Here is a 22,521-nt window from a genome sequence, read left to right as displayed (position 1 = left end):
GTATAAAGCATGCAAAAAGAGGCGTGGATTCCGCTAAACACTGGTTTTTAGTGCGTCAGATCTCTATAATCTCGCGCAACCTATTTCCCCCTCGAACACTTTTTAAGCCGTAGATAAACAGGCTGGGACACTTCACATGAGCGAAAAATACGTCGTCACCTGGGACATGTTGCAAATTCATGCACGTAAACTGGCGAGCCGCCTGATGCCTTCTGAACAATGGAAAGGCATCATTGCCGTTAGCCGTGGTGGTCTGGTGCCGGGCGCATTGCTGGCGCGTGAATTGGGTATTCGTCATGTTGATACCGTATGTATCTCCAGCTACGATCACGATAACCAGCGCGAACTGAAAGTGCTGAAGCGTGCCGAAGGTGACGGTGAAGGTTTCATCGTTATTGATGACCTCGTTGACACCGGTGGTACCGCCGTTGCCATTCGCGAAATGTACCCTAAAGCACATTTCGTCACCATCTTCGCTAAACCAGCAGGCCGCCCGCTGGTGAATGATTATGTAGTTGATATCCCTCAGGATACCTGGATTGAGCAACCGTGGGATATGGGCGTGGTGTTCGTCCCGCCAATTTCTGGTCGCTAATCAATAACGCTTTCAACGCCTGGCCATGCCGGGCGTTGTTCTTTATTAAGCCCCATCAGGTTACAATGCGCCTTAGTGAGTATTCATGGAGGCCGCAAGAATGTCACAGGCTAACCTCAGCGAAGTTCTGTTTAAACCCCGCTTCAAACACCCTGAAACGTCAACGCTTGTTCGTCGTTTTAATCACGGTGCGCAGCCGTCCGTGCAATCGGCTCTGGATGGAAAAACAATCCCGCACTGGTATCGCATGGTTAACCGTCTGATGTGGATCTGGCGTGGTGTCGATCCGCGTGAAATCCTTGAAGTGCAGGCTCGTATCGTCATGAGCGAAGCGGAGCGCACGGATAAAGAGCTCTACGACACGGTAATTGGTTACCGTGGTGGGAACTGGATATATGAGTGGGCAAAGCAGGCGATGGACTGGCAACAAAAAGCCGCCCAGGAACAGGACCCACAAATTAGCGGACGCCACTGGTTGCACGCATCCACGCTGTACAACATTGCTGCTTATCCGCACCTGAAAGGCGACGAGCTGGCAGAACAAGCTCAGGCCCTCGCGAATCGCGCCTATGAAGAGGCAGCTCAGCGCTTGCCCGGCACACTGCGTGAAATGGAATTTGCCGTCACTGGCGGCGCGCCCATCACGGCATTTTTACATATGCCAAAAGGTGACGGTCCGTTCCCGACCGTATTGATGTGCGGTGGTCTGGATTCAATGCAAACGGACTACTACACCCTGTATGAGCGCTATTTCGCCCCACGTGGTATTGCGATGCTGACGCTGGACATGCCTTCGGTCGGATTCTCATCTAAATGGAAACTGACACAGGATTCCAGTCTGCTTCATCAGCATGTTTTAAAAGCACTGCCTAATATTCCGTGGGTGGATCATACCCGTGTAGCTGCGTTTGGTTTTCGCTTTGGCGCTAACGTGGCAGTACGCCTGGCGTATCTTGAACCTTCGCGCCTGAAAGCGGTGGCCTGCCTTGGGCCGGTGGTTCATGCGCTGCTCAGTGACCCACAGCGTCAGGCTTCTGTTCCTGAAATGTATCTTGACGTGTTGGCCAGTCGCCTGGGTATGCACGATGCCTCAGATGAAGCGCTGCGGGTTGAGCTAAATCGCTATTCATTAAAAGTACAAGGCCTGCTGGGAAGACGCTGCCCAACACCGATGCTTTCGGGATTCTGGAAAAACGATCCGTTCAGCCCGGAAGAGGAGTCTCGCTTAATCGCATCTTCATCTTCTGACGGTAAGCTACTGGAGATCCCGTTCAATCCGGTGTATCGGAATTTTGACAAAGCGTTGCAAGAAATAACCGGGTGGATCAATCATAGATTGTGTTAATAGATTGCTAAATTTTATTGATTTGGTAAAACAGTTGCTTCACCTAAGGAGATCGCAATGACGTTACCGAGTGGGCACCCGAAAAGTAGATTGATCAAGAAATTCACCGCGCTTGGCCCGTACATCCGGGAAGGGCAGTGCGAAGATAATCGGTTTTTTTTCGATTGTCTGGCTGTTTGCGTCAACGTGAAACCCGCACCGGAGAAACGTGAATTCTGGGGCTGGTGGATGGAGCTGGAGGCACAGGAAAAACGCTTTACGTACAGCTACCAGTTTGGTTTGTTTGATAAAGACGGCAACTGGACTGCCGTGCCGATTAAAGAGACTGAAGTGGTAGAGCGGCTGGAATACACCTTGCGTGAGTTCCATGAAAAATTGCGTGGGCTGTTAACGTCGCTGAATCTGGCGCTGGAACCTGCTGACGATTTTAAGGATGAACCGGTTAAATTAACGGCATAATGAACAGTAAAATGCCGGATGGCGGCGCAACCCCATCCGGCATTTTTTATGCTATATCAGAACTGGTAGGTCATACCCACCGCGACGATATCATCGTTGTTGATGGCCAGCTTATTATCGCTATCCAGCTGGTTGATTTTATAATCAACAAAGGCCGACATATTTTTGTTGAAATAATATGTTGCACCAACATCGATATAATTCACCAGATCTTCATTGCCTACGCCTTCAATATCTTTGCCTTTCGACAACACATAACCTAGTGACGGACGCAGACCAAAGTCAAATTGATACTGGACAACCGCTTCGAAGTTTTGTGTTTTGTTGGCAAAGCCACCGGAAATAGGTGTCATATTGCGTGTTTCAGAATACATTGTCGCAATATAAATATCGTTGGCATCATATTTTAAGCCCGTGGCCCAGGCTTCCGCTTTATCACCTGTCCCGCGGCTTTGCAGATTTTGCTGATTCGTACGATCGGAATTGGTGTAAGCGCCGCTGATAGCGAAATCGCTGCCGCCAAAGTCGTAGGTCACAGAAGTACCAAAACCATCACCGTTTTGTTTCTTCACATCGCGGTCCTGGTTTTTGCCCTGGTATTGCAGGGTGAGATCCAGACCATCTACAACGCCGAAGAAGTCTGTGTTACGGTAAGTCGCCAGGCCGCTGGCGCGCTTGGTCATGAAGTTATCGGTCTGTGCGGAAGAGTCGCCACCGAATTCCGGGAACATATCCGTCCACGCTTCTACGTCGTACAGCGCGCCCAGATTACGGCCATAATCAAAGGAACCGAGATTTTTTAATTTCAGACCGGCGAAGGCCAGACGCGTTTTTTGCTGGTTTGAATCGCTTTCGGCTTTATTGCCCGCGAACTCTGCTTCCCAACGACCATAACCCGTCAGTTGATCGTTAATTTGCGTTTCGCCTTTAAAACCTAAACGGATATAGCTCTGATCGCCGTCTTTGCTGTCATAATCCGTCATGTAGTGCATGGCTTTTACCTTGCCATACAAATCCAGTTTATTCCCGTTCTTGTTATAGATTTCTGCTGCCTGTACAGATGTCGATGCAACAATACCCATCACCACTAATGCCAGAGTGCTCTTTTTCATTTTCATTCCTGATTTAAAGTACGCGCTTAAATTTTTCTGGGTGTGATCCCCGTTTAAAAACAGGATGGTTTTTATCGTCCGGGAATGAACGTTTTATGACAAAGTAAGAATATTTTTAAAAAAGGATGTTTTTTTATTTCTGTAATAAATGCGTCAAAGTCTGCCGCTACGCTTGCTGATCCTGCGCAATAAAATTTCATGCTTTGTGCGCTGGTTGTTGGCAACCGGGGCCAGTCCTGCTAAAACGTTCGTTTGATATCATTTTCCCCAATTTTGAATGGCAGAGAATCATGAGTGACAGCCAGACGCTGGTGGTAAAACTTGGCACCAGTGTGTTAACAGGCGGATCGCGCCGTCTGAACCGTGCCCACATCGTAGAACTGGTTCGCCAGTGTGCGCAGTTACATGCCGCAGGGCATCGCATTGTTATCGTTACCTCGGGCGCTATTGCCGCCGGACGTGAGCATCTTGGTTATCCAGAACTCCCGGCAACCATTGCTTCTAAACAGTTGTTGGCGGCGGTAGGGCAAAGCCGATTGATTCAACTGTGGGAACAGCTGTTTTCGATTTACGGTATCCATATCGGGCAGATGCTGCTGACGCGTGCGGATATGGAAGACAGAGAGCGTTTCCTTAACGCCCGCGATACGTTGCGCGCGTTGCTGGATAACAACATTGTTCCCGTCATCAATGAGAATGACGCTGTTGCGACCGCGGAAATTAAAGTCGGTGACAATGACAACCTCTCGGCGCTGGCGGCGATTCTGGCCGGGGCCGATAAGCTGCTGCTGCTCACCGATCAGCAGGGGCTGTTTACTGCTGACCCACGTACCAACCCGCAGGCAGAACTGATTAAAGATGTTCACGGCATTGATGATGCGCTGCGTGCCATTGCCGGGGACAGTGTTTCTGGTCTGGGAACGGGCGGCATGGGCACTAAGCTCCAGGCTGCAGACGTTGCCTGCCGCGCCGGCATCGATACCATTATTGCCGCGGGCAGCAAGCCTGGCGTCATTGGCGATGTGATGGAAGGTATTTCCGTCGGCACACGTTTTCATGCCCAGGCCTCTCCGCTGGAGAACCGTAAACGCTGGATTTTTGGTGCTCCACCTGCTGGGGAAATTACCGTCGATGAAGGCGCAACCTCAGCCATTCTGGAGCGCGGTAGTTCATTACTGCCAAAAGGTATTAAAAGCGTGACAGGTAACTTTTCTCGTGGTGAAGTGATTCGTATCTGCAATCTCGAAGGGCGTGATATTGCCCACGGAGTTACCCGCTATAACAGCGACGCGCTACGCCGTATTGCCGGACACCACTCACAACAGATTGACGCGATTCTTGGCTATGAATACGGCCCGGTTGCCGTCCATCGCGATGATATGATCACCCGTTAAGGAGCAGGCATATGCTGGAAAAAATGGGCATTGCTGCCAAAGCAGCGTCATACAAACTGGCGCTACTCTCCAGCCGCGAAAAAAACCGCGTGCTGGAAAAAATTGCTGATGAACTGGAAGCACAAACGGAAAGCATACTCAGTGCGAACAAGCAGGATGTCGATCAGGCACGTGAAAACGGTCTGAGCGAGGCGATGCTTGACCGCCTGGCGTTGACTCCCGCGCGTCTGAAAGCGATCGCTGACGATGTACGCCAGGTCTGTAATCTCGCAGACCCGGTAGGGCAGGTGATGGACGGTGGTCTGCTGGATAGCGGCCTGCGTCTGGAGCGCCGCCGCGTTCCTCTGGGCGTAATTGGCGTGATTTATGAAGCTCGTCCTAACGTGACGGTTGATGTGGCCTCTCTGTGCCTGAAAACAGGCAATGCGGCGATCCTGCGTGGCGGGAAAGAGACTTACCGCACTAATGCGGCGACCGTCGCGGTGATTCAGAAGGCGCTGGAAGCCTGTGGCTTACCGGCAGCGGCCGTACAGTCGATTGATAACCCGGATCGAGCTCTGGTCACTGAAATGCTGCGTATGGATAAGTATATCGATATGCTGATCCCTCGCGGTGGCGCGGGCTTGCACAAGCTATGTCGCGAGCAGTCGACGATCCCGGTAATCACTGGCGGAATTGGTGTCTGTCATATCTATGTTGATGATAGCGCTGAGATAGCACCGGCGCTGAAGATTATTGTTAACGCTAAAACCCAGCGTCCAAGCACCTGTAATACCGTTGAAACGCTGCTGGTGCATCAGAATATCGCTGAACGTTTTCTGCCTGCGCTGAGCAAGCAGATGGCGGAAAGCGGTGTGACGTTACATGCAGACGAGGCGGCGCTGGCATCACTGCAAGCGGGACCTGCCAACGTGGTGGCGGTAAAAGCGCAAGAGTACGATGATGAATTTCTGTCGCTGGATCTGAACGTGAAAATCGTTACCGATCTGGATGATGCCATCGCCCATATCCGTGAGCACGGTACTCAGCATTCCGATGCGATCCTGACGCGAACCCTGCGTAATGCCGATCGTTTCGTTAATGAAGTGGACTCTTCCGCTGTGTATGTTAACGCCTCTACCCGTTTCACCGACGGTGGCCAGTTTGGACTGGGCGCAGAAGTCGCCGTAAGTACGCAAAAATTACACGCGCGTGGCCCGATGGGGCTGGAAGCGCTGACCACATACAAGTGGGTAGGCTTTGGTGACGACACGATTCGTGCGTAATTGAAACCGGGTGATGCAAAAATAGGCGTTTGATTCGCAAGGTTAATGCATCGCCCGGTTAGTTTTACCTTTTACCCCTAATCCGCATTTGTTTTAGTTCTGCATTTTATTAATCATCCCATCCAGACGGATTTTTATCCATGCTCTCCTCTGTGTCAGAAAGGTAATATTTCACAGAATTTTCTCGCGCAGGCATGAATTTTCCTGACCTGCGGTTCATGTATTGTTTCCATGGTCCGATCTATTAGAATCAGTCTCATTTTTATGAGGAGTTGTTGCGTGAAATCGGATATTCACAAACATAGCATTCCTGTTGTGCCGCTCGGCAACCCGTTTCCCCCCCGCCATTGCTCGCTGTGTCCAAAGGGATCGGCGATTGATCGTGATAATGAATATAGATTAATAGACAAAAGAAGAAAGTTTAAAGCGGGTGACACAATTGCTCGGCAGGATGAAGCTGCGGACATGTTTTTTGTTATTCATGAGGGGTACTGCAAGTCCAGCGTGGAATGTGGCGATAACGTTTTTATCAGTCGCTTTTATGTTCCGGGAGATATTATGGCGCTGGATGCTGTTGAAGGCAGAACGTATCTGACAACTATCAAGGCCGCAACGGCTGCAGAGGTATGCCATATTGATATTGCGCGGTTGTTCAAGGTAGCAGAAAAGGACACTTCAGTTGCTGCGGCAGTCATCAAGTTTCTCTGCAGGGATAATGGATTCATTGTTGAAAAAAGGCGGCGTTACGCAAATAAACACGCTGAGGCCAGAATTGCTGCTTTCCTGGTGGAGTTTTACGAGATGCATTTACGGATTGGCAGGCCAGAAACGACGCTTAAGTTGCCATTCTCTCGGGAGGAAATTGCCAGCTATCTCGATCTAAAAATTGAAACTGTCAGCCGCTCATTAAAATCACTCGAACAACAAAATTTGATTACCTTACATCGGGTACGCACGGTAACTATAAATAGTTATCTGGGTTTAAAAGGTTTTAGCTAAATCTCTCTTCGCCGGGCATTATTTATCTCTTGATACACTAGGAATATTCTATTTATGTGGAAAATTCCTAGTTTTATTTTTGTGAAATAATTATCAATTCGAATACTAATCCTACAGGTTATCGTCTTTTTTATAAGAATATTCCCCTCATCTAAATATTTCATGAGAATTTTCTTGTTGGGTTAAAAATTTATCATAATTGCAACAAATAATAAGCATTATAGAGAAAGCATGGAGGTGTTAATTATCTTTATGTTTTGTAAGGATTTTGATGGGATTATATTTGTATGATCTTTTTGATATTTATCAAAAATATAAAAAAGATAAATTGTTTGGCATTTCTTATTTTCTCGGATGATAATTCTGAAATTTGGTGTGTTATGAGTAATTATGTCTTAGGAAACTTCTTAGAGAGTTTTTTTGCGGGAAAATTCTTATTTTTTTTGTAATTTTGCGTTTCAGGGTTTGTTGAGATGTTATTTGATTCAACTGATAATTTTTTGGCGCGGCAATTCTGGCTCGCAATTAATGGAACCGCTGGAGTGACTTAATAATAAGACTCGGTGGTGAGTTTGTTCTTAGGAGAAGATAAAAATGAAAAAATTATTATTAGTAACCTCTCTGGCTTCTGTATTTGTTGCGGCAAATGCAATGGCAGATGTTACTGCTTCTGCAACGGCCTCGTGGGACGCGACGGCAACAAAAGATACCACCAGCATGTTGGTTGTCACCCCGCTGAACTCTTTGACTTTCCAGTATGCTGAAGGACTGAATGCATTCAACTCTCAAGACGGTGCTTTTGATGTGACCATTCAGGGTCAGGAGACGGCAACTGATTTTGAGCTGACAGCTCAGATCATTAGCAACACTCTGACCAACGCCAGTGGTGATGCTTCTACACTGAACGTAGGGGTGGCATGGAATGGCACCGCGCTGACTAATGCATCAGATACTGTCCTGGTAAACTCCAGCTCAACTTCTGGTCTTGAAAGCCTGATGGCTGATGGTGCTTATAACGGCACCGCCCGTGTCAGCGATCAATCCAACTTCAAATTCACCATCGCGTCAGCGACTTCCAATGGTAGTACGCAGGTAACGGATTACTCTGAACTGCCGGACGGTTATTGGACTGGTGATGTAAAAGTACAGTTCAATGCAACCTGGACGACTCCGGCTGCCTAAGCAATAAAAATTCGGGAGAATTTTTTCTCCCGAATTTATCAGGAATGGTGTCATGAAAAAATATTTACCGGCAGCAATGTTGGTAGGGTTAGTAGCATCTTTTCCCGGATGGGCAATTAATGTCGGTGAAATCACATCGATAATGACTTCTGCTGAGAGTTCATTATCGAAAGAAATTACCAATACGACAGACTCGGCACGTTATGTCAGCGTTTCGGTAAAACAATTGTCATCTCCTTTGGCGGGTGGTGTCGAAATAAAACCTGTTAATTCCGGAGAATTACTCTCTACACCAGCCAATCTAATTCTCCCTGGTCAGGCGAAGGATGTGTTTCGCTTTTTTTATAAAGGGCCAGCAGATGATATTGAGCGTTATTATCGTCTGCAATGGGTAGATGAACCGGTGACCGAGAGCGCGGAAACTCGGGCAAATAAAATGGCTGTTGCAACAGCGTCAGCTGAAATTGGCACTATCCTGGTGGTCGCTCCGCGAAAAGAACATTTTGAATATAGCCGAAATGGCGACGTTATTACCAATACTGGCAATGTTTCGTTTCGCGTGATCGCCTATGGGGCTTGTAAGGATAAGGCTCGTGATCAGGGGCGAGGCTGTCGCGAACGTTATTACATTATGCCTGGTACGAAAATAAAATTACAGTTTACCGACATTAGCAATAGTCGTTCACGCATCGGTATCTGGCACGGTAAGCAGTTTATTACAGTGAAGTGATGGTCAATAGCAGCCATCTGTACGGGATAAATAAAAATACCGGAATGTAAGGATGCATATGACAACAACAAATATTGTCGGCGGTAGCATTTGTTTTTTTCTTGCGCTGACACCAGGATTTTCACATGCAGCCCCAGTAAAAGTGGGCAATTACGTTATTCCCAGCGCTTTCGCCCGTTCACTGGAGCAGGGAATGACGGTGCCGGTATATATTCGTTACAACGAGACTGACGAGAAAAGTCAGCAAAAAATTGCCGATGCGGTGATTTCGCTTGTTGATGGCAATATTACAGTAAAAGCTCTGACTCTCGCTGAATTGCCTAATAATGCGGTGTTATCTGGAAAAACACGCGCGATGGTGGAAAAAATTCGTGATGTGAAATTTCATGATAACACGAATATAGGGCTATCAGATGACGCGCGCCTGCAACTCAATGTCTCTTCATTTCACCTGGAGATGATTGTCAGCAAAGATGCCTTAACTGAAGCGATTGTCGCGCGAAGCAGTCTGCTTGGACCTTCCAGCGTGGACTCTCTCTCTAACGTCCTGAACTATAACTTTGGTTCTTACTACAACGATTATCGTAACGGCAGCAGTACCCGCAGCTATCTGACGATGGACAACACAACATCGCTGCGTGAACACCATATCAACATTAATGGTTCGTTCTACGGCATAGGTGACAGCAATGGTACCAGTAAACTATACCGTGCGATGTATGAGCGCGATTATGAAGGGTATCGACTGGCGCTAGGGATGCTGGACACCTGGAATGTCCAGTCGATTGCCAGCCTGAATGCGCTTAATGGCGGTAAAATTTATGGCGTGAGCTACGGAAACAAAGGAAGTACCGTTGTTGAAAATACCGCGCTTTCGCTCACACCGATCACCGTATTTTTGCCAGCAGCTGGTGAAGTTCATGTATTCCGTGACGGGCGTTTGCTCAGCGTACAGAACTTTAATATGGGCAGCTATGAAATTGATACTAGTCGTTTTCCGTATGGTGTTTATGACGTCACGGTAGATATCGTGGTTAATGGCCGGACAATTAATAGTCGTATTAGCCGGGTTAATAAAATCTTTGCACGTCAACAAGCTGCCGGAATTGATCAGCTCTCATGGCAGATTTTTGGTGGCTCACTGGATTACGACCGTGTGAGCTATAAACGTAACCATTATCGGGATTTGGGCAGTGAGCAGACCTGGATTGCCGGAGGGGCTGCATCGGTGACGCTGGCGATATTGTCGGGATTAGGTCTGAAATCGACGATCTACGGCTTTGACAATAATATGGTCAATGAAACGGACGTCACGCTCAATGTGAATGAATACGTAAGCATTGGCAATCAGACGCTGGTGGCGAACGATTCGTCATGGCGAAACATCAGTAACATCAATCTCAATGTACCTGAGGGATATGGTTCTCTTTGGGCATCTCGTGAAGATAGTAAAATTGGCGATCGTCTGCCCATGCAGGAGCGTGACAATTATTCCATTGGTGGAACTCTTAACCTCGGAAAGTTTATTCCTCATGGAGGCTCGCTTACTGTTAGTCAGACGGAGAATCGTTACTCGGGAAATAAATACCGTAACCTGGACTACAGCACAACCCTTTATTCTGGCAGATATGCCTCAGTTGGGTTACGTGCAGGTATTCAACGCTATTACTACAACAACCGAAATGACGATGGACGTCAGGAACGTTATGTCAGCCTGGATTTATCGTTACCGTTGGCTTCGTGGTTGAGCATGGGGGTCTCCCGGGATCGCTATGGCAGCACCCAGGGTAATCTCAGTGCACGAAAGCAGTATGCTGAAGGCCCCATTAAGTCGGTCGGATTGTCGGCATCAACACGTCTGAGTGGTGAACAGTATTACGATAACAATTACTCTATAAACGGGAATCTGAGTTATGACACGAAATATAACGCAGGCACCGTATCGGTAACGCGTTCCGCAGACAACTCCACCAATATGAACTTCTCTTCTCAAGGTTCCCTGGCGTGGGCAGGTAAAGATTTTGGTCTGAGTAAAGAGAGGCAGCGGTCTGGCGTCATTGTGAAAACAGATTTGACCGGCGAGGGGAAACTGGCTGCGAAGATTAATAACCGTAATTATATTCTCAGCGGCAAATCAAATTTCATTGCACTGCCGCCTTATGCTCGGTACAAGCTGGAGATCCTCAATGATAAAAACTCTGAAGATAGCTTCGATATTGTTTCAGGGCGTAAGCAGGAACTGACGCTATATCCGGGCAACGTGGGTGTTATCAACCCTGAAGTGAAAAGCATGGTCACCGTATTCGGGCGTATTCGTTACCCCAATGGGCAGTTGGCTGCAAATACCGATATCCATAACCACATCGGTAAAACGCGTACGGATGAAAAGGGTGAGTTTGCTATCGATATCGATAAGAAGTATCCGGTCATTACGTTAATTTCAGCCAATGGCAGCATATGCGAAGCCGATCTCGATTTGGAAAAAACACGCGGTGCAGCGTGGGTTGGTGATGTGAAATGTGCAACGCAAACCACGATGGCGCAGAGGTAATAAAATGAAAGTATTAATTAAATTAGCTACTGTAATCTGTGCTGTGGGGAGTTTCGCGCCTGTGCCTGCTTTGGCTTTGAATGCAATCTCTTCCGGCTCAGTCAGTAATAACTATTTGTTTATTGAAAATGCCATTGATAGTGAATACTTTATTACCCCCTCGTTACTCGATCCGCGTTTCAGCGGGTCAAACACGTGGATAAAATACGGTACCTCTCAGGTGAGTCTCGGGTATTTAGGTTTTGTCGGCTGGACTGCGCCTGGAAATTATTATCAGGACATGTGGATTGATAATTCCCCGATTAATGGACCTTTTCGGGGGATCCGTTGTTATAGTGGCACCCAGTGTCCATCAACTGGGTTTATTGCCGGGCAAGGCACTGACAAAAACGGTTTTTATCATGCGCAAGTAGGGTCTGTCGCCGGCGTTATTGGTGGCGCCTACGGATTCGCCTCTCTGACTGATACTGCCTATGAATACTTTCGTAATGTGCCTACCGGTAGCAGCGAAACCTATGTGTTCAACCGCTGTTATACTTCTGTAAATTATGATTATTCTTCCGGGCAACGCTGCAAAGACCAATCCACTGGATTATGGAATTACGTTAATTACACGTTAACCAAACGCGGGCATCTGTCACTTGTTTCGACTAATGCATTTCAAGAACTTTGGGTTGCCAGCGACGGTACCCCGAGCATTACCAAAGACTCCGGTTATTGCGAGCTTGGCGTGGTAGGTAGCACAGACGGCGTGATTTGCAAAATGGTGAGTTTTAACCTGCAACAAACGGCAAACCTAACCACCTACTTAACATTTCGCGCTTATGTTGACACGGCGATGCTTGGTTTTACACCAGGAGCGGCCACAGTGAGATACTCCGGGAATGGTTCAAACTGGTATAACTATAATACTTCAACTGTTTATTCCAACGTTTTCACGACTTCTGGAGAGTACATTTATATTTTTCTGTCGAAAGCATTTCTGAAAAATCTCGTTGATTCAGGTATCAGCATTACTAACAGTCAACCGTTTACCTTCGGTTTTTATAATAGCCTAACACCAGAGTCAGGGCACTACCAGTTTACCCCTTCGCTACAGCTCAATATTGTGCCGAAGGAGTATGGGATCAGTATCATCTCTTCGGATAACACCGCTTCTGCGAGCGGCAGTGGCACGATTGGCGATGCCGCTCCTATTGAAATGGATTACACCGTAACCGTCTCGGGTCCCCGTCAGGCCGATAGCATTACGGCACAAGTTATCGGGGAGAGTACGACGATAAATAGCGTGCCTTACTGCCTGTTTACCTCCACGCAAGGAGGACTGTCCGTCCCAATCCCCGCCTTTCTTCAGTACAACAGTCAATCGGGGGGCGTGGTGCAGAAACGAAATAGCTGTAGTGAAGCGGCAATCAACATGAGTGATGCGCAGTGGCAACAGACGCCCTGGGACGCAAATAACAACGATGACGGAAGTTACTATGCTACTGATTTGAAGTTGCTTTTCCCAATGAATGATTCGCGTTCGATGTTAACCGTTACCGGTACAGACTGGGAAGGTGTCGTCAGTGCCAGTGGTGAGATAAAAGTAACGGCGAATTGGGTGGGAGTGACGCCATGAGCCACTGCCGTCTGGCACTTAGATGGGCATTTATCTTTCTTTCCGGGCTGGCTGCATTCTCCGCACAGGCTGTCTACCTGGAGTCGACTATTTATGAGATGCCATCGGATAAATCGTTTATCAGCAAACGAATCTATAACGATAGCCAGAAACAGAATTTGTATAGTATTGGCGCAGTAAAAATTGATAAACCGGGACCGGGAGGTGAAAACAGAAGTGCCATTGCTGAAGGCGAACTTCTGTTTACACCGCTGAGTTTTTCACTGGCACCGCAGGCGAGCGAGTTTTTTAAGATTTTCTACCGTGGTCCGCAGGATGATAAAGAACGCTATTACCGAATTCTGTTTCGCGAAATGCCGATAACGTTGTTTATCGAGCGTAATCAAGAGAAAGGAGGGCAGGCTCTCCCTGTCATCGCTATGGACACAATATTGGTTGTTCGCCCAAGGGAAATGAATCTGGCTTATACCATTGATGAGGCAAACGGGACACTGAAAAACACCGGGAATACTTTTTTTAAAATCATCATACACCAGGGGTGCAACTCAACCGATGATGAAGCCACCATGCGTTATGTGTTACCGGGGGAAAGCTGGCATAGTAACGAACTGAAATCAAAAAACCGAAAATTTATCGTTGCGCTGCAGAAATACATACCTGTGGGCCAGGGGTGCTTCAAACTCAATCAATAGTTAGCATTGAGTCTGATCTGATATGCCATGATTAGATATTGAACCTATACTGTAACCATCTATATAAAATGTAGTAATCAGCTCAGCACAGATGAGGCTATGGTTATTTGTTTTCAATATCACGGTATTTAAGAGCCAGTAGTATGAAAAGTATAATTAATGATCAGGTTGAGTATGATTCCACCAGCAAAAGCCTGAAACATCGCGATACTACAATAATCCTTTCGGCGTCTACAGTGAGACTACTTGAGTTATTCATTGCCCATAAAAATCAACAACTCCATCGCGATTTTATCATTGAAGAAGTATGGGAAAAGCATGGTATGGCTCCATCGGGTCATAGTCTTAATAAAAGTATCAGTATTTTGCGAAAAGCCTTTAGTGAGTTGGGGGCGGGAAATCCCATTGAAACGCTGCCCCGGCAGGGATTTTTGTTCCATGCTTCGATCTGCGACGAATCGGCATCTTCCAGTGGGGATGAAGTTGTGAGTTTGGTATCTGAAACGGAAAAAGTGATCTCATCCGTAAGACCTAAGCGTAAAAATATTATGCTGCTCATTTTATTATTTTTTTTACTTGGGAGTATTTTTTTCATATTGCCAGTTTTTAATTCAGGCACCACGAATTTTATCTATATTAGGGCAATAGGTGATTGTGAACTTTATACTGCAGATGACAATAACGCTGATAAAACTAAAGCGTTTTTATCTTCTGATATGTGGCGAAAAGTGAATGCGGTTTGTCATGATGGTAAGAAAACGATTGTTTTTTATGATGACAATAATTTATCAGCAGGTAACTCTCTTAAAGAGAACTTTCTCGGAATTTGTTCGCTAGGTAAAGGAGGTGCTGCCCATGAATGCGAAAACTTTATTTATTAGTGTGGGGGGCATCCTTGCAATAATAGCAGCATTCTATCTTTATCATCATCATGATTCGGAGACGCTGACCTGTTCTGCCAAAAATTATCTGCATCTGGAGGCGCAAACTCAGGGTGTAAAGATTGAAGGTGAAGTTCTGCTGGTTTTTCGTATTTCTTCCGCTACAAAAGGGAGGGTATCTCAGGTGGGAAGCCTTAATGTTCAGGGTAAACATTACGCCGTAGATCGTAATGTCGAATTGAACTTTATAGGTAAAGATCGCGATGGATACCTACAGACCCGCCGCGTGGCCACTGTCAAAAATAAAAATGATAATGTCCCTGATGAAGTTACAGACCTGCTCATGTCACGTCAGGATATTTTCTATTACAAGATCATTCATATCGCGGGAAATGTTTATGCGATAAGAGATCTGCGACGTACGCTCATGGTTTGTCGGGCAGCATGAATTGCAATAAAGTATTATTTCCACGGTTGTTTGTGGTTGTATATTTTGTTGCTGTTTGAATTGTGGTTTTTTATTTTGCCTTGCTGTGAAAGTGAGTAAAAGGATTTGTACTTATAAAACATTAGGAATTTTCCTTTTTTAATATTTAAAATGGCCTTACCATTTGTTGGGAATACTCATGTGGATAATCGTGATTATAAACTCTGAAACTACGTGATATGACTTATGGATAAAGTTAATTTGCGAATCGCATTATAATTGCTGGAGGCTGAAGGTGTTGTATATTCTCTCGTTTATAAAACGAGGGACCTGCTATGCCATAAATTTAAGTTGGTGGTAACTATGAATACGAAAAAGGTTTTTCTGCTCAGTTATGATATTTTTCTTTTCTCAGGAATAAAAGCATGGTTGCCAAATCTGGTGTTGGTCGATGCGCGGACATTTATTTCTGGTACGCCGTCAGTTACTCTACAATATCCGTCCTGTTTGCTGGTTATCGATAACCGGTTACCATTATTCCTGGTCAGAAAGTGGTTCCAGAGAAACAGTACACAGTTTATCAATATAAATTGCATTGTTCTTCGGATGAATGAAACCCGTCCTGTTAATCGGGGGTACGAGGAGTATGCCTTTATTAATGGACGGGAGTTGTCGGATCAATTGATTTCTCAGCTAAGAGCCAATCTAATGGAACCCAATGAGGTTGTGGAAGTCACTAAAGGTTCAACAATGTTTACTTTTCATTTGACTGAATTTGAAGAGGAAATGCTGTATGCATCATTCACAAAAGAAAAGTTGCACGATTTCTGTATTGCTAACTCGCTAACAATTAAGTCAGTGTATCGATATCGGGAAAGAATTACTGCCCGACTAGGATTTTCTCATTTTAATGAGGTTGTCATTTTTTTGACCAGGAATAATTTATTGCATGAAGATTATCCGACAAACAGTCATTCTGAAGAAAATATAATTTACGGCGATGCATATGATGCCTCAGATTCTAGTAGACTGAGTATGGCAATAAGGAATGAAGAAATCATTCCTTATTTTCAACCCATCGTAAATATTAGTGGGGACGTCTGTGGCGTTGAGGTTTTAGCTCGCTGGCCACAGGGGCATAACTATGCCATTTCTCAGCGTGAGTTTATTCCGCTGGCAGAGAAAAGTGGTTTAATTAATGAGCTGACGAGCTATTTAATGACCACCGTTGCGCGTGTACTGGTCGATGGAGGTGAGGGTATCAATAAAACTCTATTCGTCTCATTTAATGTTAGTCCATCTGGTTTAAGCAACCCCGTCTTTTATTGGGAATGCCTTAATTTCATGGAAATAACGCAAAGGCTACCGATTAAATTGATGATTGAAATAACCGAAAACCAGACCCTCACTATCACTCCGGCAATCAAAGAGCTGATACGATCACTGAGAAACAGAGGGGTGCTGTTTGCTTTAGATGATTTTGGGACTGGATACGCTAACCTCTGCTATCTCAATGAGTTAGAACTTGATGTTATAAAAATTGACAAAACGTTCATCAAGGCTATTAAAGAGGTTGAGCAACATATTCCTATGCTCGAGTCAATCATTCACCTTTCCGGACTATTGGGATTGCGTATGGTCGCGGAGGGCGTTGAATACGGCTATCAGCAGCAGTGGCTGGGAAAAAATAATGTTGATTACCTGCAGGGTTATCAATTTTTACCGCCAGTGACGTTTGATGATTTTATCCGGTATTACAAGCAGTCTGTAAGTATGTTTGAATCAGTGTCTGACTCCACTTTCTCAACGTAGAGCCTTTCGGGAATGAGAAGGGCATAAGACTTAGTACGTGCGTGTGTTAAAAGCCGTATGGTTATCTACACTATTTTTATTTCCGGAGCATCAGGGGCAAATGCCTCCGGTGCGGTTTTTTTGCAGAGACAGGCACGATAGGTTTTGCCTGTCTGGTTAAGGAGATATCCTGTTGCGAGCGAAGCATCATTTGTTTATTTATCCCAAACGGGTTATTCATAGCTGTGTATGTGTTAATCGCTAAAGTCCCGAGGTTAGCCCGTAGCCATGCGTAATTTCCTGATAAAATTAAGAGTATGGTTTCCGCCACCGCTTATTTTAGTACTATTCCTCGTCGCGGATGCGTTGACGCTGAGCCAGCGTTTTTCTTTCGGTGCGGTGAATGCCGCGTTAAGCGTATTGCTGGCGGTTGTCAGTCTGGCGATGATACTTCATACCGCGTGGCAGATGCGGATGAAACGTACGACGCTCAACCCGCTTCATGCAGAAAAATCGACCACGCTTGTTACCAGCGGATGTTACGCCTGGAGCCGCAACCCGATCTACCTTGGTATGAGTGGACTCCAGTTGGCCTTTGCTCTCTGTGTCGGGAGCATTGCCGGGATACTGGCTGTACCGCTGTTTATGCTGGTAGTTGCCAGATTGCATATCGATTTTGAAGAGGAACAACTGCGAAAACATTTCGGGCTGGAATGGGAACATTATGAACGGCAAGTTCGTCGTTGGTTATAGTAATACCCGGTGATCTCGAATATAGCTATTGCCAATGGGAAAAGTGATGCAAGCGCTCCGCTGTGTCTGCGATGGCGTGTGTGGAAGCACTGACCATATACAAATGGGTAGGCTTTGTGACGACACGATTCGTGCGTAATTGAAACCGGGTGATGCAAAAATAGGCGTTTGATTCGCAAGGCCATTGACGCGTCGCCCGGTTAGTTTTAACCTTCTACCCCGTGCTCACATTCGTGGACATGTCCTTTTCAGGGCCGATATAGCTCAGTTGGTAGAGCAGCGCATTCGTAATGCGAAGGTCGTAGGTTCGACTCCTATTATCGGCACCATCCCTTAGTATTTCCAAGTCATCTCAAATCAATAAAACCCTTTAAAAACATAGATATTACGCGATTTTTCGTCATTTGATGTCAACCCCTATCTCTTGAAATCAACATACAATTGGGGGCACAATCGGGGGCATGTTCTGTTCGGTCTAGGAAATGTGCCCCCAATGATGCTGAATGCCCGCAAGGTTGAAGCCGCTAAAGGAAAAGAGAAGAGCTATAAGCTATCTGATGGAGGTGGCCTGTACCTTCAGATTGAACCTAATGGCTCGCGTTACTGGCGTATGAAGTACCGTTTTGCTGGTAAAGAGAAGCGCTTGTCCTTTGGTGTCTATCCAACAGTCACCCTCGCAGATGCCAGACAAAAACGCGAAGATGCAAAGAAACTACTCGCAGCAGGTGAAGATCCTGGCGAAGTGAAAAAAGCAAAGAAGCATGCTTTAAACGCAGCGATCGAGACACTTAACCCATTCAGAGAAGTGGCGTTAGAGTGGCACAAAATGAAATCTCCCAAATGGTCTGAGGGCTATGCTTCAGACATCATTGAGGCGTTTGAGAAAGACATTTTCCCGCATATTGGACACAGGCCTATAGCTGATATTCAGCCCCTAGAACTACTTGAAGTACTGAGGTTGATAGAAGCACGAGGCGCTATGGAGAAAGCGAAGAAAGTCCGTCAGCGATGCGGTGAAGTTTTCCGCTATGCCATCGTAACGGGTAGAGCAATCTACAATCCTGCACCGGATCTTGCCAGTGCGATGCAAGGACATGAAGCAGTCCACTATCCATTCCTCAAAGCCAACGAGCTGCCGGAGTTCTTTACTGCCCTTAACGCTTATTCAGGAAGCCCAATTGTATTGCTGGGGGCACATTTACTTATCCTGACGGGGCTAAGAACAGGAGAGCTAAGAGCAGGTGAGTGGCGTGAGGTGGATTTTGATAATGCGGTGTGGGAGATTCCCAAAGAACGTATGAAAATGCGACGTGCTCATATTGTGCCGCTTTCAAATCAAGCATTAGTCCATCTTCAAACCTTAAAAGAACTGACTGGAAACTATCCTTTGATGTTTCCTGGGCGTAACGATCCAAGTAAGTGCATGAGTGAGGCCAGTATTAATCAGGTCTTTAAGCGTATTGGATATGCTGGCCGTGTTACTGGCCATGGCTTCAGACACACAATGAGCACTATTTTGCATGAAAAAGGCTTCAATAGTGCATGGATTGAAACCCAGCTTGCACATTTGGATAAAAATGCTATTCGGGGGATATACAATCATGCTCAGTATCTTGAGGGGCGTCGGGAAATGATGCAATGGTACAGTGATTTTATTGGTGGAACGGAGTCTTGAGTAATGGCAAATAATACTCTCAAGCTTCATCGAACTCATTATAGCATTAGTGAGACCGCTAAAATATTGGGCTGCGATGAGCAAGATGTTATTTATATTGCGGATGAAAAAGACATTCCATTGTCGCTAAGAATGTGTGGGCGATGGTCTTTTTCAAAGCATAAAGTAAGAGATGTGGACTCCTTTATTCAGAATATAAACTCTTTGAAAAAAGACAAAGATGGTTTTAGTTATATATCTGAGTTTAGTTTGATTAAGATTAATGAAGTTAAAAAAGATAAAAAACTAGTGCTGGCGAGTACAAAAGGCTATTTCCAAATGCCACCAAAAGTTAAAAGTGATTTCGTTTTTTATGAGGGGCAGTTCCCGGAGTACCCATCATTGTTATCTCCTGCTGGTACCACCTATTCTGAAATGGTCAAATATATTCAAATTGACTGGAAAAATGATGATGGGTTTGGATATGAGGGAGATGCGTACCTGGAGCGGGAAGATGTAAAGAAATTGCATCTAATATTAAATGATGATGTTTCTAATGATAAATATAAATCGTTATCAATTGCACAGCAAGAAAGACATGCTACCAAGAGAAATGAGATTCTAAGTGTAGCATTATATCTTTATAAAGAGGATATGGCATACCGAAAGGAAAATGCAGCAGCCCTTGCTGACCTTATCTTTAGTCGGGCTGAGGAATTTTGGCCTGATAAAAAAGAGCCTCCGCTATCACACCCAATTATTAGCAAACTAATATCATCTATATTCAAGAAACCATCATTTACAAAAAATTAACAATTTTGGCGAGTAAGGAGATTTTTCTTACTCGCCTTTTTTATATTTTTGAACGATGTTTTAATCCTCTTCGTTGATATAGATTGATACATAGAGAGGAACTCATTATGGGGTTTACTGATAATCGTCCTTCTGCTGACTCGCTCATTGATATGAAATTCATTACATCTGATTGTCTTTTTACTGATAAATGGATTTATAAACTGATTTCTCTGGGACGTTTTCCTAAACCAATCAAGTTAGGTCGTATGTCCCGATGGCGTGCTGGTGACTACTATGCTTGGCGTGATAGTCATTCTTCAGAGTAAAAACATTAGTATTATAAGCATTTATGAGGAGTTTATATGAATTACCGTCTACAACCGGCGGGGAGTCAATACATATCCCTTCCAATTAAGAATGAATATGTTTCCGTGTTAGGAAACTATAAAGTAAGTCCGTTTAAAGAAACTCATAGCGACACTGCATGTATTGTGCGAATTATTGAAATATTTTCATTGAATAAGCTGCGCGCTAAAGGTGAAAAGCTGTATTCACTTACGGGGTTAACAGTACCTGATACGGAAGCTGTGGCGAATGAGATCAACCTGCTCCTAAGCCGTTATGCCCAGTTGTGTCGTCAGGAAGAGGAAGAGTTATCTTTCCGGCAGCGTGAAGTGACAAATGCGGAAGTTGCATGGAAAAGCACATTCTCAAAAAACGGCGTCAGTAGCATTGCTGAAGCCAAAACGAATAAAACGGGGCATGCTGAACGAGCGGATGCTGAACGGTGTTACCATCTGGCTGTTTCCCGGCTGAATGAGCAACATAGCAGACTGAGCACAATCAAGCTTTTACCGGGCGTACTGGCCGATGAAGTTAACTACATTGGTAAAGGAGTTGAGAAGCGTTTACTGAGCATATTTCCTCAATCCGGCCAGATCCCTGTTGATTTTATTTCTGTGTTTAATGACGGTGACGTTGTCCGTGATATTAAATTTATTACAGATGCACTCAAATCTTTGTCTGATTCTGTGAATGAAATTATTAGCCGTTGTAGCGTTCCAACTGATCGTTATGTATTAAATAACGGTGGAATGGCAAGAGCTATGGCTTACAGGGAGTACTATCGAGCAGATAATTATGTATTACGTTCAGTCGTTAGTGACCGGGATTATGTTGAGCATGTAATGAAATACAATCGGGTTACTGAGTACAAAAATAAAATCTTTTCTTAAATACTAAAAAAGGTGAAAAACTATGTATGCCTTCAAAACTGAAAGGCCGGACGCAGCACGTCGTTATCATAATAAATTCGTCACTGGTACTAACTATCAGGAGGAATCAAACAGACGCTTTGCATTAAGCGAACCCACTGAAAATATACTGCGTACCTCAATTCTGGAATCCGGGTGGCTTATTAAAAATATCACCCTACGTGATGTTAACGCCGTGTCAGGTAATGCCGTCAATATTGGTGCCAGTGAACTGCATACCGGACGTGTGGATGGTGGCCGTTTCCACAAAAAAATGGCAATCAATGGTACGGAGTTCTTTCTGACAGAGACGGATACCTGCGCCCGGATCAGCTATTCCGATATGTCTCATATTTACCATACCGGCGTGCCGGATGAGTTTGATAAAACGGTTGAGAGCTTTTTTTCCCAGGCATATGCGCTGGACATGCTGCGGGTCGGTTTCAACGGTGTGTCGATTGCAAATACTACAAACCCGGAAATCAATAAAAAAGGCGAGGATGTCAATATTGGCTGGCATGCACTGGCGAAAGCCTACGGGAACGGGAAGCAAATCATCTCTGAGTCTCTCACTCTGGGAGAGACTGGCACCTGGAAAAATATTGATGCTCTGGCCAACCATCTGATTACTGAGCTTATTGCTGAGCAGTTTCGTGAAGATCCCCGTCTGGTTGTACTGGTTGGGGCAGAGCTGGCAGCACATCAACGCCTGAAGTTATTTAATGCTGCAGACCGCCCGGCTGATGTGAATGCCGCACAGATGGCTACAAGTTCTGTTGCTGGCCGCTTTGCGTTTATTCCCCCGTTTATGCCGGGTAAGCGTCTGGCAGTAACGACGCTGGATAATCTGCACATTTACACCCAGGCGATAACACGCTGGTTCCGTGCTGAGTTTGATGATGAAAACAGCGAATACGTGCATTCCTACCTGCGCAATGAAGGCTATGCACTCGGTGAACCTGAACTGTACGCGGCTGTCGATGAGGGCGCCCTGACGTTTGCGGATTGACTTAGCAACAGAA

21 protein-coding genes and 1 tRNA gene are annotated in these 22,521 nt (G+C 45.6%); 21 read left to right on the top strand and 1 reads right to left on the bottom strand.

Going from position 1 to position 22,521, the window contains the following annotated elements:
• Positions 1-136: 136 nt before the first annotated feature.
• The 3 genes from gpt (at position 137) to crl (ending at position 2,399) form a co-directional block, all read left to right on the top strand.
• Entirely contained in the window at positions 137-595 is a 459-nt protein-coding gene (gene gpt, locus SK36_RS16505) for a xanthine phosphoribosyltransferase (RefSeq protein ID WP_003031380.1), read from the top strand.
• Positions 596-695: 100 nt separating this feature from the next.
• Positions 696-1,940 (top strand): esterase FrsA, encoded by a 1,245-nt coding sequence (gene frsA, locus SK36_RS16500; protein WP_045440242.1) that lies wholly within the window; start codon positions 696-698, stop codon positions 1,938-1,940.
• A 57-nt stretch (positions 1,941-1,997) separates the two neighbouring features.
• Positions 1,998-2,399, top strand: a complete 402-nt coding sequence (crl, locus tag SK36_RS16495) for a sigma factor-binding protein Crl (RefSeq protein ID WP_045440244.1) — start codon at positions 1,998-2,000, stop codon at positions 2,397-2,399.
• A 56-nt stretch (positions 2,400-2,455) separates the two neighbouring features.
• On the opposite strand, the gene phoE is transcribed toward crl, so the two are convergent.
• Positions 2,456-3,511 (bottom strand): phosphoporin PhoE, encoded by a 1,056-nt coding sequence (gene phoE, locus SK36_RS16490; protein WP_048222010.1) that lies wholly within the window; start codon positions 3,509-3,511, stop codon positions 2,456-2,458.
• A 290-nt stretch (positions 3,512-3,801) separates the two neighbouring features.
• On the opposite strand from phoE, the gene proB reads away from it, so the two are divergent.
• The 18 genes from proB to SK36_RS16400 all read left to right on the top strand — a co-directional run bounded on the left by proB (position 3,802) and on the right by SK36_RS16400 (position 22,508).
• Entirely contained in the window at positions 3,802-4,905 is a 1,104-nt protein-coding gene (gene proB / locus SK36_RS16485; RefSeq protein WP_045440251.1) for a glutamate 5-kinase, read from the top strand.
• A gap of 11 nt (positions 4,906-4,916) precedes the next feature.
• Positions 4,917-6,170: a glutamate-5-semialdehyde dehydrogenase gene (gene proA, locus SK36_RS16480; protein ID WP_045440254.1), complete on the top strand. Its 1,254-nt coding sequence runs from the start codon at positions 4,917-4,919 to the stop codon at positions 6,168-6,170.
• Positions 6,171-6,449: 279 nt separating this feature from the next.
• Positions 6,450-7,169, top strand: a complete 720-nt coding sequence (locus SK36_RS16475) for a Crp/Fnr family transcriptional regulator (protein ID WP_048222009.1) — start codon at positions 6,450-6,452, stop codon at positions 7,167-7,169.
• 594 nt (positions 7,170-7,763) lie between these two features.
• Positions 7,764-8,351 carry a common pilus major fimbrillin subunit EcpA gene (gene ecpA, locus SK36_RS16470; RefSeq protein WP_045440258.1) on the top strand — a complete coding sequence of 196 codons (588 nt, stop codon included), beginning with the start codon at positions 7,764-7,766 and terminating at the stop codon, positions 8,349-8,351.
• Positions 8,352-8,403: 52 nt separating this feature from the next.
• Positions 8,404-9,081 (top strand): EcpB family pilus assembly chaperone, encoded by a 678-nt coding sequence (locus SK36_RS16465; RefSeq protein WP_045440260.1) that lies wholly within the window; start codon positions 8,404-8,406, stop codon positions 9,079-9,081.
• 58 nt (positions 9,082-9,139) lie between these two features.
• A complete protein-coding gene (locus SK36_RS16460) occupies positions 9,140-11,632 on the top strand; it encodes a CS1-pili formation C-terminal domain-containing protein (RefSeq protein ID WP_048222789.1) in 2,493 nt (830 codons plus the stop codon).
• Positions 11,633-11,636: 4 nt separating this feature from the next.
• The gene (locus SK36_RS16455; RefSeq protein WP_048222008.1) at positions 11,637-13,253 is read left to right on the top strand and encodes a hypothetical protein; all 1,617 of its coding nucleotides are present in this window, start codon (positions 11,637-11,639) and stop codon (positions 13,251-13,253) included.
• Entirely contained in the window at positions 13,250-13,945 is a 696-nt protein-coding gene (locus SK36_RS16450; protein ID WP_048222007.1) for a fimbrial biogenesis chaperone, read from the top strand. The genes SK36_RS16455 and SK36_RS16450 overlap by 4 nt, the downstream gene beginning before the upstream one ends.
• A gap of 143 nt (positions 13,946-14,088) precedes the next feature.
• A complete protein-coding gene (locus SK36_RS16445; RefSeq protein ID WP_048222006.1) occupies positions 14,089-14,826 on the top strand; it encodes a winged helix-turn-helix domain-containing protein in 738 nt (245 codons plus the stop codon).
• Positions 14,801-15,274: a hypothetical protein gene (locus tag SK36_RS16440; protein ID WP_048222005.1), complete on the top strand. Its 474-nt coding sequence runs from the start codon at positions 14,801-14,803 to the stop codon at positions 15,272-15,274. Before SK36_RS16445 ends, SK36_RS16440 begins: the two co-directional genes overlap by 26 nt.
• A gap of 342 nt (positions 15,275-15,616) precedes the next feature.
• Complete coding sequence (locus SK36_RS16435) at positions 15,617-17,065, top strand: EAL domain-containing protein (RefSeq protein WP_048222004.1); 1,449 nt, start codon at positions 15,617-15,619, stop codon at positions 17,063-17,065.
• A gap of 267 nt (positions 17,066-17,332) precedes the next feature.
• A complete protein-coding gene (locus tag SK36_RS16430) occupies positions 17,333-17,797 on the top strand; it encodes a methyltransferase family protein (RefSeq protein WP_048222003.1) in 465 nt (154 codons plus the stop codon).
• Between the two features lie 253 nt (positions 17,798-18,050).
• Positions 18,051-18,126 (top strand) — tRNA-Thr (locus SK36_RS16425).
• A gap of 164 nt (positions 18,127-18,290) precedes the next feature.
• Entirely contained in the window at positions 18,291-19,472 is a 1,182-nt protein-coding gene (locus SK36_RS16420) for a tyrosine-type recombinase/integrase (RefSeq protein WP_048222002.1), read from the top strand.
• A gap of 3 nt (positions 19,473-19,475) precedes the next feature.
• Complete coding sequence (locus SK36_RS16415; RefSeq protein WP_003838766.1) at positions 19,476-20,264, top strand: hypothetical protein; 789 nt, start codon at positions 19,476-19,478, stop codon at positions 20,262-20,264.
• Between the two features lie 107 nt (positions 20,265-20,371).
• Positions 20,372-20,572: a helix-turn-helix transcriptional regulator gene (locus SK36_RS16410; RefSeq protein ID WP_000507057.1), complete on the top strand. Its 201-nt coding sequence runs from the start codon at positions 20,372-20,374 to the stop codon at positions 20,570-20,572.
• A gap of 36 nt (positions 20,573-20,608) precedes the next feature.
• Entirely contained in the window at positions 20,609-21,481 is an 873-nt protein-coding gene (locus tag SK36_RS16405) for a hypothetical protein (protein WP_048222001.1), read from the top strand.
• Positions 21,482-21,503: 22 nt separating this feature from the next.
• Positions 21,504-22,508: a P2 family phage major capsid protein gene (locus SK36_RS16400; RefSeq protein ID WP_048222000.1), complete on the top strand. Its 1,005-nt coding sequence runs from the start codon at positions 21,504-21,506 to the stop codon at positions 22,506-22,508.
• Positions 22,509-22,521: the final 13 nt, after the last annotated feature.

The sequence above is a fragment of the Citrobacter sp. MGH106 genome (genome assembly GCF_001037495.1).
Lineage (GTDB): Bacteria > Pseudomonadota > Gammaproteobacteria > Enterobacterales > Enterobacteriaceae > Citrobacter > Citrobacter murliniae.
The sequence above is the reverse complement of the archived record's forward strand: the minus strand, read 5'-3'. Positions and strand labels throughout refer to the sequence as shown.

What these genes read in the sequence shown, in the direction of transcription:
- SK36_RS16460 (WP_048222789.1), top strand. Translation starts at nt 9,140, where the DNA reads ATGACAACAACAAATATTGTCGGCGGTAGCATTTGTTTTTTTCTTGCG.
- frsA (WP_045440242.1), top strand. Translation starts at nt 696, where the DNA reads ATGTCACAGGCTAACCTCAGCGAAGTTCTGTTTAAACCCCGCTTCAAA.
- SK36_RS16410 (WP_000507057.1), top strand. Translation starts at nt 20,372, where the DNA reads ATGGGGTTTACTGATAATCGTCCTTCTGCTGACTCGCTCATTGATATG.
- ecpA (WP_045440258.1), top strand. Translation starts at nt 7,764, where the DNA reads ATGAAAAAATTATTATTAGTAACCTCTCTGGCTTCTGTATTTGTTGCG.
- SK36_RS16455 (WP_048222008.1), top strand. Translation starts at nt 11,637, where the DNA reads ATGAAAGTATTAATTAAATTAGCTACTGTAATCTGTGCTGTGGGGAGT.
- SK36_RS16430 (WP_048222003.1), top strand. Translation starts at nt 17,333, where the DNA reads ATGCGTAATTTCCTGATAAAATTAAGAGTATGGTTTCCGCCACCGCTT.
- proA (WP_045440254.1), top strand. Translation starts at nt 4,917, where the DNA reads ATGCTGGAAAAAATGGGCATTGCTGCCAAAGCAGCGTCATACAAACTG.
- SK36_RS16450 (WP_048222007.1), top strand. Translation starts at nt 13,250, where the DNA reads ATGAGCCACTGCCGTCTGGCACTTAGATGGGCATTTATCTTTCTTTCC.
- SK36_RS16445 (WP_048222006.1), top strand. Translation starts at nt 14,089, where the DNA reads ATGAAAAGTATAATTAATGATCAGGTTGAGTATGATTCCACCAGCAAA.
- SK36_RS16420 (WP_048222002.1), top strand. Translation starts at nt 18,291, where the DNA reads ATGATGCTGAATGCCCGCAAGGTTGAAGCCGCTAAAGGAAAAGAGAAG.
- SK36_RS16415 (WP_003838766.1), top strand. Translation starts at nt 19,476, where the DNA reads ATGGCAAATAATACTCTCAAGCTTCATCGAACTCATTATAGCATTAGT.
- SK36_RS16400 (WP_048222000.1), top strand. Translation starts at nt 21,504, where the DNA reads ATGTATGCCTTCAAAACTGAAAGGCCGGACGCAGCACGTCGTTATCAT.
- SK36_RS16435 (WP_048222004.1), top strand. Translation starts at nt 15,617, where the DNA reads ATGAATACGAAAAAGGTTTTTCTGCTCAGTTATGATATTTTTCTTTTC.
- proB (WP_045440251.1), top strand. Translation starts at nt 3,802, where the DNA reads ATGAGTGACAGCCAGACGCTGGTGGTAAAACTTGGCACCAGTGTGTTA.
- crl (WP_045440244.1), top strand. Translation starts at nt 1,998, where the DNA reads ATGACGTTACCGAGTGGGCACCCGAAAAGTAGATTGATCAAGAAATTC.
- SK36_RS16465 (WP_045440260.1), top strand. Translation starts at nt 8,404, where the DNA reads ATGAAAAAATATTTACCGGCAGCAATGTTGGTAGGGTTAGTAGCATCT.
- SK36_RS16440 (WP_048222005.1), top strand. Translation starts at nt 14,801, where the DNA reads ATGAATGCGAAAACTTTATTTATTAGTGTGGGGGGCATCCTTGCAATA.
- gpt (WP_003031380.1), top strand. Translation starts at nt 137, where the DNA reads ATGAGCGAAAAATACGTCGTCACCTGGGACATGTTGCAAATTCATGCA.
- phoE (WP_048222010.1), bottom strand. Translation starts at nt 3,511, where the DNA reads ATGAAAAAGAGCACTCTGGCATTAGTGGTGATGGGTATTGTTGCATCG.
- SK36_RS16405 (WP_048222001.1), top strand. Translation starts at nt 20,609, where the DNA reads ATGAATTACCGTCTACAACCGGCGGGGAGTCAATACATATCCCTTCCA.